The sequence below is a fragment of the Arthrobacter sp. ISL-28 genome, from assembly GCF_018613875.1.
In the GTDB taxonomy this organism is placed as follows: Bacteria; Actinomycetota; Actinomycetes; order Actinomycetales; family Micrococcaceae; genus Arthrobacter.
Genome location: NZ_JAGGPJ010000040.1, coordinates 25,461 through 41,472, shown reverse-complemented (window position 1 = coordinate 41,472; position 16,012 = coordinate 25,461). Strand labels below are relative to the sequence as shown.

General features: G+C 63.1%; 18 protein-coding genes and 1 pseudogene. 10 read left to right on the top strand and 9 right to left on the bottom strand.

Annotated elements, in window-relative coordinates; all coding sequences use genetic code 11:
* Nucleotides 1-467 (top strand): IS30 family transposase (locus J7E80_RS21510; protein ID WP_215054246.1); only part of this gene is annotated, 467 nt, incomplete at its 5' end.
* Nucleotides 468-558: 91 nt separating this feature from the next.
* Here the strand turns inward: J7E80_RS21510 and J7E80_RS21505 are convergent.
* Entirely contained in the window at nucleotides 559-927 is a 369-nt protein-coding gene (locus J7E80_RS21505; protein ID WP_215054245.1) for a hypothetical protein, read from the bottom strand.
* Between the two features lie 116 nt (nucleotides 928-1,043).
* Here J7E80_RS21505 and J7E80_RS21500 point away from each other — a divergent pair, with 116 nt between their 5' ends.
* Both J7E80_RS21500 and J7E80_RS24075 read left to right on the top strand, forming a co-directional pair.
* Entirely contained in the window at nucleotides 1,044-1,307 is a 264-nt protein-coding gene (locus tag J7E80_RS21500) for a hypothetical protein (RefSeq protein ID WP_311380909.1), read from the top strand.
* A gap of 110 nt (nucleotides 1,308-1,417) precedes the next feature.
* Nucleotides 1,418-1,533 (top strand): annotated as a pseudogene (locus J7E80_RS24075) (cupin); the annotation flags it as partial.
* A gap of 37 nt (nucleotides 1,534-1,570) precedes the next feature.
* Here the strand turns inward: J7E80_RS24075 and J7E80_RS21495 are convergent.
* The 3 genes from J7E80_RS21495 to J7E80_RS24485 form a co-directional block, all read right to left on the bottom strand.
* Nucleotides 1,571-2,032: an HtaA domain-containing protein gene (locus J7E80_RS21495; protein WP_215054244.1), complete on the bottom strand. Its 462-nt coding sequence runs from the start codon at nucleotides 2,030-2,032 to the stop codon at nucleotides 1,571-1,573.
* Entirely contained in the window at nucleotides 2,032-3,246 is a 1,215-nt protein-coding gene (locus J7E80_RS21490) for a cytochrome P450 (protein ID WP_215054243.1), read from the bottom strand. The genes J7E80_RS21495 and J7E80_RS21490 overlap by 1 nt, the downstream gene beginning before the upstream one ends.
* Before the next feature lie 78 nt (nucleotides 3,247-3,324).
* A complete protein-coding gene (locus tag J7E80_RS24485; protein ID WP_215054242.1) occupies nucleotides 3,325-4,302 on the bottom strand; it encodes a PDR/VanB family oxidoreductase in 978 nt (325 codons plus the stop codon).
* 157 nt (nucleotides 4,303-4,459) lie between these two features.
* On the opposite strand from J7E80_RS24485, the gene J7E80_RS21480 reads away from it, so the two are divergent.
* The gene (locus J7E80_RS21480; protein ID WP_215054241.1) at nucleotides 4,460-5,356 is read left to right on the top strand and encodes an IclR family transcriptional regulator; all 897 of its coding nucleotides are present in this window, start codon (nucleotides 4,460-4,462) and stop codon (nucleotides 5,354-5,356) included.
* A gap of 450 nt (nucleotides 5,357-5,806) precedes the next feature.
* On the opposite strand, the gene J7E80_RS21475 is transcribed toward J7E80_RS21480, so the two are convergent.
* Nucleotides 5,807-6,595 (bottom strand): phenylacetate--CoA ligase family protein, encoded by a 789-nt coding sequence (locus J7E80_RS21475; RefSeq protein WP_215054240.1) that lies wholly within the window; start codon nucleotides 6,593-6,595, stop codon nucleotides 5,807-5,809.
* 57 nt (nucleotides 6,596-6,652) lie between these two features.
* Nucleotides 6,653-6,856 (bottom strand): hypothetical protein, encoded by a 204-nt coding sequence (locus tag J7E80_RS21470; RefSeq protein WP_215054239.1) that lies wholly within the window; start codon nucleotides 6,854-6,856, stop codon nucleotides 6,653-6,655.
* Nucleotides 6,857-7,028: 172 nt separating this feature from the next.
* On the opposite strand from J7E80_RS21470, the gene J7E80_RS21465 reads away from it, so the two are divergent.
* The 6 genes from J7E80_RS21465 (at nucleotide 7,029) to J7E80_RS21440 (ending at nucleotide 14,351) form a co-directional block, all read left to right on the top strand.
* A complete protein-coding gene (locus tag J7E80_RS21465; RefSeq protein ID WP_215054238.1) occupies nucleotides 7,029-8,660 on the top strand; it encodes a tannase/feruloyl esterase family alpha/beta hydrolase in 1,632 nt (543 codons plus the stop codon).
* Between the two features lie 468 nt (nucleotides 8,661-9,128).
* Nucleotides 9,129-9,584, top strand: a complete 456-nt coding sequence (locus J7E80_RS21460) for a hypothetical protein (RefSeq protein WP_215054237.1) — start codon at nucleotides 9,129-9,131, stop codon at nucleotides 9,582-9,584.
* A 244-nt stretch (nucleotides 9,585-9,828) separates the two neighbouring features.
* Nucleotides 9,829-10,593, top strand: a complete 765-nt coding sequence (locus J7E80_RS21455; protein ID WP_215054236.1) for an IclR family transcriptional regulator — start codon at nucleotides 9,829-9,831, stop codon at nucleotides 10,591-10,593.
* Between the two features lie 100 nt (nucleotides 10,594-10,693).
* Nucleotides 10,694-11,665, top strand: coding sequence for a PDR/VanB family oxidoreductase (locus J7E80_RS21450; RefSeq protein ID WP_215054235.1), 972 nt, complete (start codon nucleotides 10,694-10,696; stop codon nucleotides 11,663-11,665).
* A gap of 28 nt (nucleotides 11,666-11,693) precedes the next feature.
* Complete coding sequence (locus J7E80_RS21445) at nucleotides 11,694-12,902, top strand: cytochrome P450 (RefSeq protein WP_215054234.1); 1,209 nt, start codon at nucleotides 11,694-11,696, stop codon at nucleotides 12,900-12,902.
* Between the two features lie 114 nt (nucleotides 12,903-13,016).
* Nucleotides 13,017-14,351 (top strand): MFS transporter, encoded by a 1,335-nt coding sequence (locus J7E80_RS21440; RefSeq protein WP_215054233.1) that lies wholly within the window; start codon nucleotides 13,017-13,019, stop codon nucleotides 14,349-14,351.
* A 358-nt stretch (nucleotides 14,352-14,709) separates the two neighbouring features.
* Here the strand turns inward: J7E80_RS21440 and J7E80_RS21435 are convergent, their stop codons facing one another.
* From J7E80_RS21435 to J7E80_RS21425, 3 genes are all read right to left on the bottom strand, one after another.
* Nucleotides 14,710-14,934, bottom strand: coding sequence for a hypothetical protein (locus J7E80_RS21435; RefSeq protein ID WP_215054232.1), 225 nt, complete (start codon nucleotides 14,932-14,934; stop codon nucleotides 14,710-14,712).
* A gap of 527 nt (nucleotides 14,935-15,461) precedes the next feature.
* Nucleotides 15,462-15,620 (bottom strand): hypothetical protein, encoded by a 159-nt coding sequence (locus J7E80_RS21430; RefSeq protein ID WP_215054231.1) that lies wholly within the window; start codon nucleotides 15,618-15,620, stop codon nucleotides 15,462-15,464.
* Nucleotides 15,614-15,970, bottom strand: coding sequence for an MFS transporter (locus J7E80_RS21425; RefSeq protein ID WP_215054230.1), 357 nt, complete (start codon nucleotides 15,968-15,970; stop codon nucleotides 15,614-15,616). Before J7E80_RS21425 ends, J7E80_RS21430 begins: the two co-directional genes overlap by 7 nt.
* Between the last annotated feature and the right edge of the window lie 42 nt (nucleotides 15,971-16,012).

The window sequence follows — 16,012 nt, the reverse complement described above, 5'->3', positions numbered from 1 at the left end:
CACAACAACACCGTAAGGAAGGGGATTTAATAATCGGCAAGGGAAATCAGTCCGCGATCGGGACGCTGGTCGAGCGGACCACCAATTACACGATGCTCGTGCACCTGCCGGACGGGTACAAGGCCGAGCAGATGCGTGATGCGCTGGCCGCGAAGATCAAGACGCTCCCTGAGTCGCTGCGGCATTCCCTGACCTGGGATCAGGGCATCGAGATGCAGGACTGGAAAACCATGAAGATCGACACCGGCATCGAGATCTACTTCTGCGACCCGCACTCGCCCTGGCAGCGCGGCATCAATGAAAACACCAATGGCCTGCTGCGCCAGTATTTCCCCAAGGGCACGGACCTGAGCATCCACAGCGCCGCAGACCTCGACTGGGTTGCCCAGGAACTCAACGACCGGCCGCGCAAAAGACTAGAGTTCAGGAAACCGATCGAACTGATCGAAAACCTCCTGTTGCAATGACCGCCTGAATCCGCCGACCGGCTAACGGGCACTGAGCCGTTGGCCCCCACCAACGTAACAAAGGCATGCGTCGCCTTGTCGGCATTGCCCCCTACGCGACGATTGCCAAGGCCGCTACCAGAGTCTTAGCTGCCTCTGCAGCCTTCACCAAAGCCCTGGCGTCGAACCTCCAACTATGAACGGCGAGCAACGTACCACCGGCAGCCCGCGCCGCGAATTCGGCATCCCACGTGTGATACCAGGTGTCGGTTCGGTCGCTACCACCCCAGGCTGTGCCGTTTACGCCGAAGGCTTGCACAGGAGTAGCGTCTATGAAGAAACCGTTCTTGTCGTAGACAATCACGGCTACCGTCCCGACGTAGCCGCCAAACCAAGTTACCGATTCAGTCCTAGTCCACGCAGCAATTCCCCCGTTGTCGTAGAAATCAGCGTGCGTTCGCATGTAGTGGCCAGCGCCCATATTCTTGGACCTCGTCGCCGCACGCACCGGCCTCCGCGACCACGAAGCCGTCGCCGCCGGCTACACCCCGCAGCGGAACCGCGATCGCGGACGACCACAAGGCGTACTATCCAGGGGTGAAGCCGCTGAGCATCCGCATCACCGGCGACACCGACACCGGACTCCTCCTCGGCGCGCAGCTCCTCGGCGCCCGCGGTGCCGAGATCGCCAAACGGGTCGACACCTACGCCACCGCCCTGCACCACGGCATGACCGTCGACGCAATGAGCGACCTCGACCTCTCCTACACACCCCCGCTCGGCTCCCCGTGGGACGCCGTGCAGGTCGCCACCCAGGCATGGAGCCGGCAACTCCGCGCCGCAGGCATGGTGACGATCTAGCCGAGAACGTTGTTTCACGGGCTCGTCAGCAGCAGGTTCATCCGTCGGCGCATTTGGGGCATACAGAGGCGTTCCGAAGGTGTCACCTCTCTGGACACCGCACGATGAGGGGCGCGCGTCGAGCGGTAGGTCTGACCAACCCGGGTCTGCCGGGCACCGGCACGCCACCCCAACGCTGTGGCGTGCCATTCAGTACTTGGCTGGATTCGAGACTGCGCCGGAACACGGTAGTGATGCCCCTCAACTGAGGTCGTCCCTCGATCTCACCATTGCACGGTGAGGGGCTCGAGATGAGTACCGACAGGGTAGTTGTCATTGAAGAAGAACTTGCCTTCTTCATCAAGGGATGTCTCGAACACTTCACGAATGCCAGGGGTAACGGCCGCCGGATGGGGAGTCCTGAGGCGTGCCAGGACAAATCGCGATCCTCCCGCCTCGAGATCGATCGCCGACAGCGTCCCGCCCTCCGCCTCTGTGATGGTGAGGCGCAAGCCAGTCAGTTCGAGGTCAAGCGATCCTCCGTGCCCGATGATTCTCAAGCTCCCCGAGAATTCCGCAACGACCGTGTCGCCGAGCACGGTCGTTGCAGTCAGCGGCCAGAAATAGCGTCCGTCCTCGGTCTGACTCATGCCTGACGCGAAATGAGCGCCCCCCGCTGCCTCAAAGACGTATTTCAGAAAGCTGGTCTTTATGCCCCACGAGAGCCCAGGTGCCGTTTCGGGCATCACTTCAGGGTGATCCTCAGCGGGAGTGTCTCCCACGCCCGGAGTGTGTTGTTGAGGTGTCGGCTGGGCGCGTCGGTCAGTTCGATCGTATCGATTCGTTCGATCATTGCTAGCAGCAGCGTGGCCGCTTCGAGTCGCGCGACGTGCTGCCCGATGCACTGATGGACGCCCATGCCGAAGCCTACGTGCCCGGAGGGATCGCGCGTGAGATCGAAGGCGTCCGGGTTCTCCCACCGACGCGGATCGTGGTTGGCCGAGCCGAGGAACATGAGGATCTTCTGTCCGTCGGGGATGGTGACGCCGTCGACCACGACATCGGTCGTCGCTGTTCTGAAGAAAGTCTGCACCGGGGACTCCAGCCGCACGGCCTCATCGAACGCCGTGCGGACGAGGCCGGGGTCGGCTTTGACCGCCTCCCATTGCTCCGGATTGGTCGCGAAGTAGTACAGCACCGAGCCCACCCCATGCACGGTCGTATCGATGCCTGCGGAGAGCAGGGAGCGAACGATCAGGGGCGCCTGCGCCTCGGTGATGTCTCCTCGGTCCGCGGCGGCCCAGACATCGGCGCCAAGACCCGTCTCTGCTAGCTGGTCCCGGGCACACATGGCGTTCACGGCCGCCGAGAGCTCGCCTGCACGCGGCGCCCCCTTCGCGGTGAGAAAGTTCTCAGGGCCGAAGGCATTGAAGAGGTGATCGCCGTAGGGCAGCAGGAGGTCGCGCCCGTCCTGGCGCAGGCCCACTGCATCAGGAAAGACGCGGAGTGGGAACTGCTCCGACAGAGCCTCGACGCCATCGAACTCGAGACCCGACGAGATGACTTTGTCGATAAGCTTGTCTGCATCATCACGCCAGGCGGGAGCGAGCCGGTTCAGCGAACGAGGGCTCAAGATCTTAGCCAGCGCCGCGCGAGGCGCATTGTGATGCGGTGGATCCGCCTCGAGGAGCAGGCTCGGTGGCCGCCAAGGTTTCTCGAATCGAAAGTTGCTCAGGCCGACTCCGGCCCCCGACTGGAACTCCGGCCAATTGCGGAGCGCGAACTCAACGGTGTCGTAACGGCCCATTGCGTAGGTGCCGTATTTCTCCAAGAGCACGACAGCACCTGCGTCGCGCAGGCGCTCCTGAAACGGCAGCGGATCGTTCAGGATCTCCTCGGAGAAGGGATCCTCATCGCTGACGGGGAGGGACGGGCTGTGAACAGGTGCGGCGATGCTCATGATCGAGTCCTATCTGGTCGTAACGGTCGTTGTCGTGACAGCGGATGCATCCGGCCCTCAGCGGCGCCGGATCCAGATTCACGCGTCGAGGACGAGTCGGTCTGTGAGTGCCCGGGACAGGCAGACGAACATGCAATTCTGTGCCTGGCGCTCCGAGTCATCGAGAATGGCGTCCCGGTGGTCTGCCTCGCCGGCGAGCAACGAGACCTCACAGGTGCCGCAGACGCCTTGACCGCACGAGGTGAGCACGGTGGCGCCGGCGTCGCGGATGGCTTCGGCCACCGTGACATCCGGATTGACGGTGACGAGTCGGCCTGTGCGCGCGAGCTCGATCTCGAAGGGCGCTGTGCGGACCGGTGCGGGGTGCCTCGCGGCCTGGAATCGTTCCAGACGCACCCATCCGGTGCGCCACGATATGGTTGAAGCTTCGACCTCATCGAGCAGTCCGGTCGGGCCGCAGACGAAGACCTTGGTATCTGGATCGGTCGCGCCAATCCAAGCGGCGAGGTCGGCGCGGCCAGAATCGGCGGAGGTATGTATGGTTACCCTGTCGCCATAACGGACCAGGTCGTCCAGAAACGCCATCGTCTCCCGTCGCCGACCGAGGTAGAGCAATTCCCAGCTCGCACCGAGCTGATCGGCCGCGACGATCATCGGCAGGATCGGAGTGATGCCCACGCCCCCCGCAATGAACTTGTAGCGGTTCGACGGCACGATCGCGAAGTTGTTCCGCGGGCCACCGAGCCCCACCGTTGAACCGACGGTCAACTCGTCGTGGATGGAAGCCGAGCCGCCGCGGCCGTCCGGCTCACGCAGCACCGCCACGCGATAGCGATGGGCGTCGCGGGGGTCGCCGCACAGCGAGTACTGGCGGGTGAGACCATTGCCGAGCATGACATCGATGTGCGCTCCCGGCGTCGAATCGGGGAGCCGGCCGCCGTCAGCGCGCTCCAGATCCAAGGTGATCAGCCCCTCGGCCGCCACTTCTCTCGTCGCGATCCGGAGGGTCGACCCCGGCGTGCGCTCCGCGAGGGTGGCACTGCTTATCTCGTTCACGGTACCTCCTGAGTCGCCTTCGACTTCGTGAGACCGACGCTACTCATCAGGGTCGGGGTGAGCGAGGATACTTCCGTTCATCGAGATGCTTTCTTCGAACGGAAACATGCTCGACTAGGCTTACGCTACTTTCGTGTGCGTGGTCCGAAGGAGAATCATGGCGAATCGATCCGACGGCCAGTCCATCCTCAGCCGCTACGTGCAGGTGCTCACCGCCTTCGATGTGGATGCACCGTTTCTCACACTGTCCAAAATCGCCCGCAAAACCGGTCTGGGCTTATCCACGACTCATCGACTCGTCGCCGAACTCGAAAGGCAGGGCCTTCTCGAGCGGCGAGACGACAAGACCTACCGGCTCGGGATCCGGCTCTGGGAGATCGCGTGCCGTACTCCGGGCGCGCTGGGGCTGCGAGAGATCGCGATGCCGCATCTTCAGGATCTCCACTTGTCCATCCGGCAGCACGTGCAACTAGGAATCCTCGAAGGTCACGAGGTGCTCTTCCTCGAAAGATTGTCGATGCGGGATGCTGTGGTCAACATCACTCTGATCGGCGGACGGCTGCCTCTGCACGCCTCATCCTCTGGGCTGGTTCTCCTCGCCCATGCGCCGAAAGAACTCCAAGACGAGGTGATCGCAGCGCCACTAACTCGCTTCACCGACAACACCATCGGATCGGCAGAGGAGTTGCGACGGGTGATCCACTCGGTGAGGCACGGAGGCTACTCCGTGGCCGATGGTCTTATTCACCCGGATGCTCGAGGCGTCGCGGTCCCGGTGTTCGGCCCAGGTCGGTCGGTGGTCGCTGCGATATCGGCGATCGTTCCGAACGACAACTCACCCATCGCTCCCATCGTGCACGGGTTGCGCACGGCGTCCGACGCGATCACCTCGGCACTGCAGGCCGCCTACCTGCCGGCGGGTTCGCCAGGGGCGACTCCGGGGGGGCGGTTCCGACCTCTCGTGAACTCTTCGCGTAAATCGATGGAGTATCTGGCAGCCACCGCGGGCTCGCGCCAGCGCGCCAGCGCGAACGACGGGAGTTCGCCCGCCTGAGCGATTCGCCGGTGCGGCCGGACGGGCCTACCGGAGCCGAGCCAGATCGAACTCGAGAGGACGTGCCGGTGTGCGCCCGAGCAATGCGCTGACCTCGGACTCCACGAATGCGCGCTCCAGTGGGAGGTGACGTGGCCGGTCAGGGCGATGGCGACCTGACACGCGCTCTCCAGCGAGTCGCTCCCGAGGTTGATTTCCGAGCCGTAGGTGATTCGTTACAGCGTGATCGGACCGGATCGCACGAAGGTCACTTCGGCGTCGAGCTTCTGCGCCGACACGTCGAGAGAACGCGGGTGGAAATACTCTGCGACCACGGGACGTGCCTCGTCGGACTCGACCGTCCGAACACGACCGCGAAGCATCGGGGCTCGTTCAGACGCGTTGCCAGTTGCGGCGTGGAGTGCTCATCATCGGACACTGCTCATCCTCCAGGCTCTCGATGACGGGTACTCATGCTGGTTTCAGGAAGCGGAGCTGCGGAGAACTCTCCGAGTTGAGGTTGGTGCACACGGAGATGCCACGCTCGCCCTGGGCGGTCGGGGACAGAGTCTCCCGATCTACAGTCTCCCAGACCTGAATGTCCTCCATGAGGTGGATGAAGTTCTCGTCGTGGCTCTGATACTCCGGGCAGGAATACCCCCCACAGTGGGGTGACGCCTCTGTGCAGCCATAGAACTCGACCGATGTCGCGCCCCACAGATCCTGGATCCGCTCGATCGTGCCCGAGACTCCGGAGAAAGGCTCTCCTCCCTGCACGATCCACTCGACCGAACTCGTGGCAGGGTCGAGCCCGAGCTCCTGCATCGTGCGAGCGAGATAGAGCGTGTACGACGGCGTGCACACAAGCACACGCGGTCGGAAGCGGTCGACCACGCCGGCTCGGGCCTTTCCGTCCATTCCACCACCGGGGATCACCGGTAGTCCCATCTTGCGAAGGGCGTACTGCACGCCCCACGCGAAGACGTGCGGGCCGAAGCCGACCATCGGGAAGGCGCTGTCGCCGCGGCGGAGCCCCCCAGAGTACAGCGCCCGAGCGTTGGCTTGCTCCCAGTACTTCCGATCGAAGTGGGTGTAGCGGAAGACGCGGGGGGTGCCGGTAGATCCCGACGAGGAGAAGAGCATCCAGCCGCGATCCGCCCAGTCCGCGTCGCCGGTGGTCGAGTAGGTGCCGTAGGGAGGGTTCTGCTGGGCGTCCTCCATCATCTCCTGCTTCGTGACGACGGGCCAGTTGGCGATCATCGTCTCGACGGAGTGGGCATCGATGGGGGCGACCCAAAGTCGGTCGAACCGACGGCGCTAGAACGCGCTGTTCTCGTAGAGGAACGGGGTGAGAGATGCGATCTTCTCATCCTGCACCGCACGGATCCGGTCGCGACTCCAAGTGTCTTTATCAGACCAGTAGTACCCGTCGAGCGGCTCGCTGCGATCCTCGTGGTAATTCTCCAGCACGGTCTTCCATGCGGTGCAGGTATCGTCTGCGCGGAACACATGCGTTGTCATCCGATCCTCCTTGATGCTCGACCGAACGCGTGAGGAGATCGTGACAGCGCGCGAGGGCGGGCGGCACCACCCTTCCGTTCAACAGAAACCTCCGTTGCGGCCGATCTTGACCCCCGCTAGGGTCAGTTCACAATCAGAACTGAGCACGACAAGGAAGTTTGGAGCCACTTCGATGAATGAACACAGAAGCCGACTGATCACCTGGATGCCCACCGACGGTTCGACAGAGACCGACGGCGTCGAGCGACGATGCGCGCCCGATGCGATCCAGCGAGGACTAGCTGACATCCCGGGCGCCACGGTCGTATCGGCCACGATCAATCGGGCGGGCGTGTTCCAGCCACCACCGAGCCCGTTCGGGCCTCTGCCTCCGGAGACCGAGCTGCCTCCCTACTGCGACGTGCAGGTCGACTTGGTCAGCGAGGGCGGACATGTCGAGCGCATCGAGGTGTGGGTGCCACTCGCCTGGAACCAGAGGTTCCTGGCCGTCACCGGCGGCGGAAACCGCACCGGGCAGCAGTATTTTCCCGAGTTCGTAAGAGCGGCCAATCTGCCACGTGGCGCCCGCAACGGCTTCGCGACGGCGGCATCGGATGGGGGGAACAAAGACCCGCGCTTCGCCGACTGGGGTCTCAACATCGAGACGGGGGAACTGGACTGGGATCTGATCAGGATCTGGAGCCACCTTGCCACCCACCACACCGCGCTCGTCGGTAAGGCCGTCACACAGGCCATCCACGGGACCGCACCACGCTACTCGTACCTCCAAGGTACATCGGGGGGTGGCCGCCAGACGCTGATGAGCGCCCAGCGGTACCCGGAGGACTTCGACGGCATGTGGGCCGCGGACCCTGCTCTCAACTACGCCAAGCTCGCTATCGGCCAGCTTTGGCCGCTAGTGGTTATGAAGGAATACGGCAACTACCTGTCTCCGGCGAAGCTTTCGGCGTTTCGGGACGCCGCCGCCGAAGCTCTCGATCCCGCTGCGGCCACAGACAATGGTGTGGTCGGCGTGTTCGAAACATGGGAGTTCGACGTGTCACAGCTCGTGGGGAGGGTCACCCACGACGGGCCGATCACCGAGACCGACGCGCTGGTGATGCATCGGATCTGGGACGGCCCCCGAGACGTTGACGGGACTCGACTGTACGGTGGTGTCGTCCTGACGACGGAGACGTGGGGCCAGAACGTCCACCAAACTGGCGTGGCCGTCACCGTGGAAGGGGGCGGCGAGCGTCTCCCCGTCCCTTTCGTGATATCGCAAGCGATGGGCGTCTGGCACTCCGGTGACCCGGCGTGGGATTGGTCCACACTAACAGTCGAGAACTTCGGGGCGTACTTCAACAACGCCGCAGAGCGTTTCGGAGAGTTCGGTGCAATCGACCCCGACCTCTCCCGTCTGCGGGACAGTGGCCACAAGTTGATCCTCAGCCACGGTGTCAACGACGAGGTCATCACCCCATGGGGTCCGCTCGAGTATTTCCAGGATGTCTTGCGTGAGATGGGCGGAGTCGAAGCCACCCGCGACTACGTCCGCTTCTTCCTAGCCGCGGGCGACGGTCACTCGCACATGACGCTCGGGCCGGGCATCTCGCTTGCCGCAGGGATGAGGGCGCTCATGGCGTGGGTGGAGGACGGCGTCGCTCCGGAGGTCATCGACGGGGAGAAATTCGACCTGAGCGTCGAGCGGATCACGCAGACCCAGCCGATCTACCCCTATCCGTATGCTCCGCGGTACACCGGCGGCGGAGACCCACTCGACGGATCGAGCTACGAGAAGGTCCTCGTTCCCGAGCGTAGCTGAGGGCATCACAGGGGGCCGAGGGGAGCGGCCCCGCCCTCGGTGGCCCTCGACGCATCTGGCACGTCCGGTCAGGTGTCTCCTCAGGAGGGCAGCGGCGGTGGACAAAATGGCTCATCTCACTTGAGGGTCCATGCGCATGCGGGCGACGATGGCCATCCGGAGCGCCCAGTTTACGCGGGTCAACGTTGCGATCGACGCTGGTGGCCGCACCTTGACGGCCGGGCGGACGCCGTCATCGGCCCCCGGGATTCGCCGCGGTTGCGTGTCGCGCAGCCGCGGCGACGCGGGGCCAGGGATACCACTATCCGGCATCCGCCGTGGGTTCCGGTGCGTTCAATCATCGGGCTTCCGTTCATCAGGAGCTCTCTTCTGCGGATGCGCGTCCGCGTATTGCGGCCCGGTAACCGCGGCCGGTCCTGTTGACTGAACTTTAGAGGCTGATCCGCAGCCTCGCGGGAGGTGGTCATCGTGGACGAAATGCGGCTGAAGTTGATCGAAGGGCAGATCGGATTGCCGCGCATTGGCGCGGTCCGCCAGAACGCGACGGGCCTGCTGCCGTACGCAGTTGTCGATGAAGCGGAGCGGGAGATCGGAGTGTTTTCGGTTTTTCTCAGCGATCTCGTGTTGACGGACATGAGTCCGTTGACGGTGCGTTCCTACGGGAATGATCTCTTGCGCTGGTGGCGGGTGCTGCAGCTGATCGGTGTCCCCTGGGACGAAGCGGGCCGTGTGGAGGTTGAAGTTCTGGTTGGCTGGATGCGTTCGGCCGTGAATCCGCAGCGAACGAAGGAACGCGGACGCAAGGACATAATCCGTACATCGGACGTTCTACAACAGCCGCAGACACCATTCAGCACCTCAAATACCAGCAACCGAACGAGGTCCACTGCAGTTACCAGCAGCCAGCCGGCTACGGCAGCCTAGAGCAACCACTAATCCGCTGTCCGAAAACTCTGAAGCAGCCTAGCTCAAGACAACTGTCTTCTTCGGACAAGCTGAGGCTGTCACAGGGCATCCTGACTACTAGGGATCGAATGCTCGTTCCCGGGTTTATATATTTCGATTCCCCTCTTGGAGGGGGCGACCCAGCGTCCGCCGCAAGGTTGGGGGTCCCCGGTGTAAAGCGTTGCGTTCGACAAGGATTCGGCGATCGAGGAAGCTGTTGGACATGCCCCGCACCCAAGGGGGAGAGTCAGTACTTTCCCGTGCCGTCAGAATTATTGAGGCCTTCAGCCCCGGTGATACCGCTTTAAGCGTCTCTGAAATCGCAAAGCGGTCAGGGCTTCACATCGCCACCGCCTCGCGCTTGGTAGAGGAGCTGTGCAGTTTCGGCTGGCTCCAGCGGGACGAGGACCGGAAGGTGCGGATCGGGGTCCGGATGTGGGAGGTGGTCGCACGCGCCTCGCCGACCATGAGTCTGCGTGAGGCTGCGATGCCTGTGATGGAGGACCTTCACGCCATTGTCGGCCAGCACATCCAGCTTGGCGTTATGGAAGGCGATGAGGTGCTCTTCGTGGAACGCCTGACAGCACCGGGCGCAGTCATCAACTACACCCGCGTTGCTGGCAGGTTGCCGCTGCACGCATCGTCGTCGGGGTTACTGCTGCTGGCGTACGCGTCGCCGGCGCAACAGGAACGGATTATTGCCCGGCCCCTGAAGGTCTACACGGACAAGACCATCAGCACGCCGTCACAGCTGAGATCTGCGTTGGCGGAGGTACGCCGCCAGGGCTACGCTTTCCTGGCTGGCCACATTCATCCCGCAGCCACGGGCATCGCGGTCCCGGTTCGTGATCCGGCGGGTAACACGGTCGCAGCTCTGGCCATAATCCTGCCCAACGACGAAACTGCCCGATCCCGAATCGCTGTCCTTCAGGCCGCCTCGGCTGCAGTTTCCCGGGCCATGGCCTACCCGGCCCCGCCTATCCCGTAGCCCCAAAATTTTTCGCTCTCAACCATTGAGAGTTCTGTAGTGACCCGCGACACCTTAAAGCGAACCTTGGACAAGAACAAGGCGAGCAAAGGAGCCCGAGATGTTCACTGGAAAGAATAACGTAGCTGACGCGTCACAGGTCAAGCTGGTCGTGACTGCGAAAACGAAGGCCGCCGACGGTGTGGTGGCATTGACGCTGGACCATCCCGAGGGGCGCAGGCTGCCGGACTGGACACCCGGCTCACACATCGATATTGTCTTGCCTTCCGGCATCAACCGGCAGTATTCACTCTGCGGGGACCGGTGGGATGCCCACAGCTACCGCATCGCCGTGCTGCATGAAGCCCAGGGACGAGGTGGCTCCGCCTACATACATGAGCAGCTGACCGAGGGAACGACGGTAGCCTTGGGCGGACCCCGGAACAATTTTCCCCTCGCGCCCTCCGAAAAGTACCTGTTCATCGCCGGAGGCATCGGCATCACCCCCATGTTGCCGATGATCCAGCAGGCCGACCTGCTGGGCGCGGAGTGGAAGCTGCTCTACCTGGGTAGATCCCGGAACACCATGGCCTTCCTGGACGAGTTGGCCGCCTACGGGGACCGGGTGGTCGTCATGGCAAAAGACGAGTCGGGACCGTGCCGGCTGCAGGAACTCATCGGGGACCCGCAAGCTGATACCAAGGTCTATGTGTGCGGCCCGCAGAGACTGCTCACCGCAGTAGAACGCCACTGTGCAGACTGGCCCGTTGGCCTCTTGCGGGTGGAGCATTTCGCCGCGAAGGCCCACGGCGCGCCGGCGCGGGCCACGGCCTTCGAAGTAGAGCTCGCCCGGGCAGGACTTTCCGTGACCGTACGCCCCGACCAGAGCATCCTGGACGCTGTCCAGAACGCGGGGGTCAGCGTTCTGACGTCCTGCAGGGAAGGCACGTGCGGAACCTGCGAGGTCACCGTCCTTGACGGGGATCCCGACCACCGCGATTCCATCTTGGGCGACGCCGACCGGGCGGCCGGGCACTGCATGTTCCCTTGCGTGTCCCGCTCCTGCAGCGACCGCCTCGTTCTTGACCTGTGACCCGGCTTCCCGACGAAAGGCCCCACAAATGACCGCTCCGCTTTCCACGATTGACGCGCCCCTAAGCGACGCCGACCCCTTCAGCTACGACATTCTTGAGGATCCGCTCCCATTCCAGGCTGAGCTCCGCGCCGCAGGCCCCGTTGTCTACCTGAGAAAGTACGACGTCTATGCCATGGGCCGCTATGACGAAGTGCACGCAGCCCTGACAGACTGGCAGACCTTCCAGTCAGCAGCGGGCGTTGGGCTGAGCAATTTCCGTTACGAAAAACCTTGGCGCCCCCCGAGCCTGCTCCTCGAGGCGGACCCTCCACACCACGACGCCCCCCGGGCGGTCCTCACCAAGATCCTCGGCCCGCGCGAAATACGCGGGCTCGCCGATGCCTGGGCCGCCGACGCAGAGGAACTCGTTGAAGACCTGCTGGCGAAGGGCACAGAATTCGACGCGGTCACAGATCTGGCCGCAGCGTTTCCCCTTCGGGTCTTTCCCGATGCCGTGGGCATCCCCAAGGACGGCCGGGAGCATCTCCTGCCCTACGGAGACCACGTCTTCAACGCCTTCGGCCCGCCGAACGAGCTCGTCGCCAAAGGCGCACCACGTGTCGCCGAGCTCTCCGCCTCAATAGCCACCAAATGCGCCCGCGATGTACTCACCCCGGACGGATTCGGCGCGCAGATCTGGGCCGCGGCCGACAGGGGAGACATCACCGAAGCTCAGGCGCCTTTGATCATACGGTCCCTGCTCACGGCGGGAGTCGACACGACGGTCAACGGCCTGGCCGCCGTCCTCTACGCGTTCGCCACCAACCCGGACCAGTGGGCCCGGCTGCGGGAAGACCCTGCTTTGTCCCGCACCGCCTTTGACGAGGCCGTGCGGTTCGAATCACCCGTGCAAACATTCTTCCGGACGACAGCCCGGGACATCGAAATCGGTGGGACCGTCATTCCCGAGGGCAGGAAGATCCTCATGTTCCTGGGATCAGCCAACCGGGATCCGCGCCGCTGGGAGAACCCGGACGCGTTCGACCTTAGCCGGGACCCCTCCGGCCATGTCGGTTTTGGCTTCGGCATCCATCAATGCGTCGGCCAGCATGTTGCACGCCTCGAGGCAGCAACAATCCTGAACGCATTGTCCAAACGGATCGCGTCCATAGAAATTTCCGGGCCGACCCGCAGGCACCACAACAACACTCTTCGGGCGTGGGAATCCCTGCCCGTCCGGGTCAAGCTGGGCTGACCCACAAGTCAGCCAGCACGCAACCATCCCCCAACCTAGTGAACATGCTGTGACTTGGCAGCCGCGCTTCCGCGGCTGTCCGGGTCAGTGCACCCAATTTACAAGGACGTAAACATGGACCTGCTCGACGAAGTCCGCAAGGCACCAATGAGCCGCCTTCAGATCCGTGCCGTTGCCGTGGCAATTGCTCTGATGATGATAGACGGCATGGATGTCGCGGTGGCGGCCTACGCAGCCCCCGCACTGTCAAAAAGCTGGAGCCTTGACCCCGTGACGTTGGGCTTCCTGCTCAGCTCAGGGCTCTTCGGCATGGCCGCCGGCTCGCTCTTTCTGACGCCGTTCTCGGACAAGATCGGCCGACGGAAAATGATGCTGGTGGCCCTGATCCTGGTCAGCGCCGGCATGACCTTGTCCGTCTTCGCTGGCGACGTCGTGCAACTCATTGCCTACAGAGTGCTGGCCGGTCTCGGCATCGGAGGCATGATCGCTAACCTTAATGTCTTCGTCTCGGAATATTCATCGGACAAGCGCCGGGGGAGTATCTTCGGGCTGTACACGGCCGGATTCGCTATCGGTGCAACCCTGGGCGGCTTCATCGCGGGACCACTGATCCCGCAGTTCGGCTGGCGCTCAGTGTTCGTTGTTGGCGCATCAGCCAGCATCCTGATGCTCGCAGTGACGTGGCGTTTCCTTCCCGAATCCCTGGACTATCTGGTCAGCAAGCGCCCACGCAACGCTCTCGCCCAAGTAAACGCCATCCTCGTCCAAATGCGGCGGCCCGCTCTCAGTGCCCTTCCCGAGCTTCCCCAGGACCAGCAGACCGGGCGCGGTATCAAGGACCTGCTGACCGGGCGCATGGCAGCCCAGACGGTCCTGCTCTGGGTCGGCTACGGCCTCATGATCGCTGCCTACTACTTCGCGAGCACCTGGACGCCCAAGCTCATCGCCACCTCCTCGGGCGACGATAACCTGGGCGTAACGATGGGACTGGTCGTGAACTTCGGCGGCATCATTGGCTGCTTCATCTTCAGCATCCTTGCCGCCTTCCTGCGCAGTCGCCACCTGCTGCTCGGGTCCTTGCTGATTTCAGCACTCATCTACGTCGCCTTCGGGATGACGTTCACCCAGACATCCCTAGCCATCGTCATCGGTGCAGCTCTCGGTCTGGTCACCTCAGCAAACGTGGCGGGCTTCTATGCCACCACCCCGGCCTTGTTCCCGCCGGCGCTTCGGGGGACGGGCGTAGGCTGGATGGTCGGTATCGGGCGGCTGGTCTCAATCGTTTCCCCCATCGTCGTCGGCTACCTGCTGGCCGGAGAATGGAAGGCAGAGAACATCTTCATGCTCTTCGGTCTTCCCCTGGTTGTGTCGGCTCTGTCCATGGCCGCCGTCTGGGCACTGTCCACCAAGACCAAACCGTCAACGCCGGTCCCGACCATGATTTCCTGATCTCGGCAGGCGAAAACAGAATCTGGTGGGGCGGCGCCACCGTCCCCACCTCTCATCCCGCCTCAGCAATCCCCTTGACCCGGATCTTGGAAGCATCGACAGGTCCAGAGCTGCTTAAAGGGGGCTAATAGCTGAAGCGAGTTCATCACTAAGAGGTTTGATTCCGTTCAAACCCACCGCCGGAAGGCGTAGCGAACGCCTGCCGAAACGGGTTATGTAGCCCCTAGCAGAAAGCGCGACGCCAGAAAGCTCCGAATTCTGGGCGTGCCGATCAGCTTGGCCATGAGGCCTGTCACATGTGTCTACTAAGAAAACGAAGGTGAGCTCCCTGCGGAAAGTGGGTGAGCTTGGGCTCGAATCAGAGCGAGACCATTCGGCGTTGGAGGCGTTTCTTGGCGCGTTCGGAGTTCGTTTTGTCGAAATGATCGACGCCGAGTGCGTCATAAGCGACTCCGTCGTGGAGCATGTTCCAGACGATGACGAGCAGCGTGTGTTGGAGAGCGACTACGGCACGCAGGGCGCCGACATGGGACTGAATGCGACGGTATTTCACGGCGAGATAGGTCGTTTTTGATCGGGACACGGCCAGCGCCGCGATTCCCAGTGCGGCTTTGAGGTAACGATCACCGGGTCGGGTTTGAGTGACTTGATTCGTCCAGGACTCGTTCTGGCTTTGACACTCCCGCCCACGATGCCACATGGCCCGCAGTGTCAAAGACGTTCATGTCCACGCCGGCTTCGGCGATGCTGCTGACGTTAGCGACATTCTTCGAAAATCCCAGGGACAGTCATCAGCAGCTCCCGGGCTAAGGAAAACGTTCCATCACCCTATCGATGCGGGCGTCCAGGGCCGCGAGGGTCGCGTCGATCTGATCGATGCGGTCCAGATGCAACTGCACCAAGCCGTGAAGCGCCGAGGACCGGCCGGCGGTGACCGGACCGCCTGCCTGCTTTGACGTTAGAGAATGCCCCGTTGTGTAGCCTCTCCCCAAGCCAAACCGAGATCCGATAACCGGCCTTTTGTAAGCTCCAAAGTGTTGGCGGTTACCCCGCCCTAGAAAAGCCCGCTGGAGGAAGCGTCTACGCGACGCTGCCGCTCACGCCGGGGCTTCAACTGCCGAGCGTCGGCAGGCCGCCGGTGAAGGCGAAATAGAACCAGCCGACAGCGGAGCCGAGACGCTTCGCCGGGCTTGCGGCCAGGATCCATACGAGGAAGCCGTACGCGAACAGGGGGTATCCGAATCCACGGACGCCGTAGAGGATCAGCATAGTGCGAAGTCCTGTGCGGGCACGGCAACCGCTAGGAAGAGCACTTCAAATACGCCCCAAATGATCAGCCCGGCCAGCATGACCCGCCGCGGTCCCCATACGTCCGAGAGCGCGCCTGCCAGCCATGAGCCCGCCGTAACGATCAGTCCGTAGGCGGTGATGATAACTGCGGCTCCGGTTTCAGTCCCGGCCCCGTTCGCCACTAGGAAGGGGGCTATGTACCCGGATTCGACTCCGTCGCCGATCATGAATAGGAGAAGCCCGACGAAGCCCCAGATGAGGGGCTTGGGCAGGCCGATCCGGTCCAGGAGTGCCGGGCTGCCGCGACGGGCTGTGTGTGGTGCGGTCATGGGTGGGGTCGTGTGCTTTCTAAAGGAGGCGCTGAGGCTGCA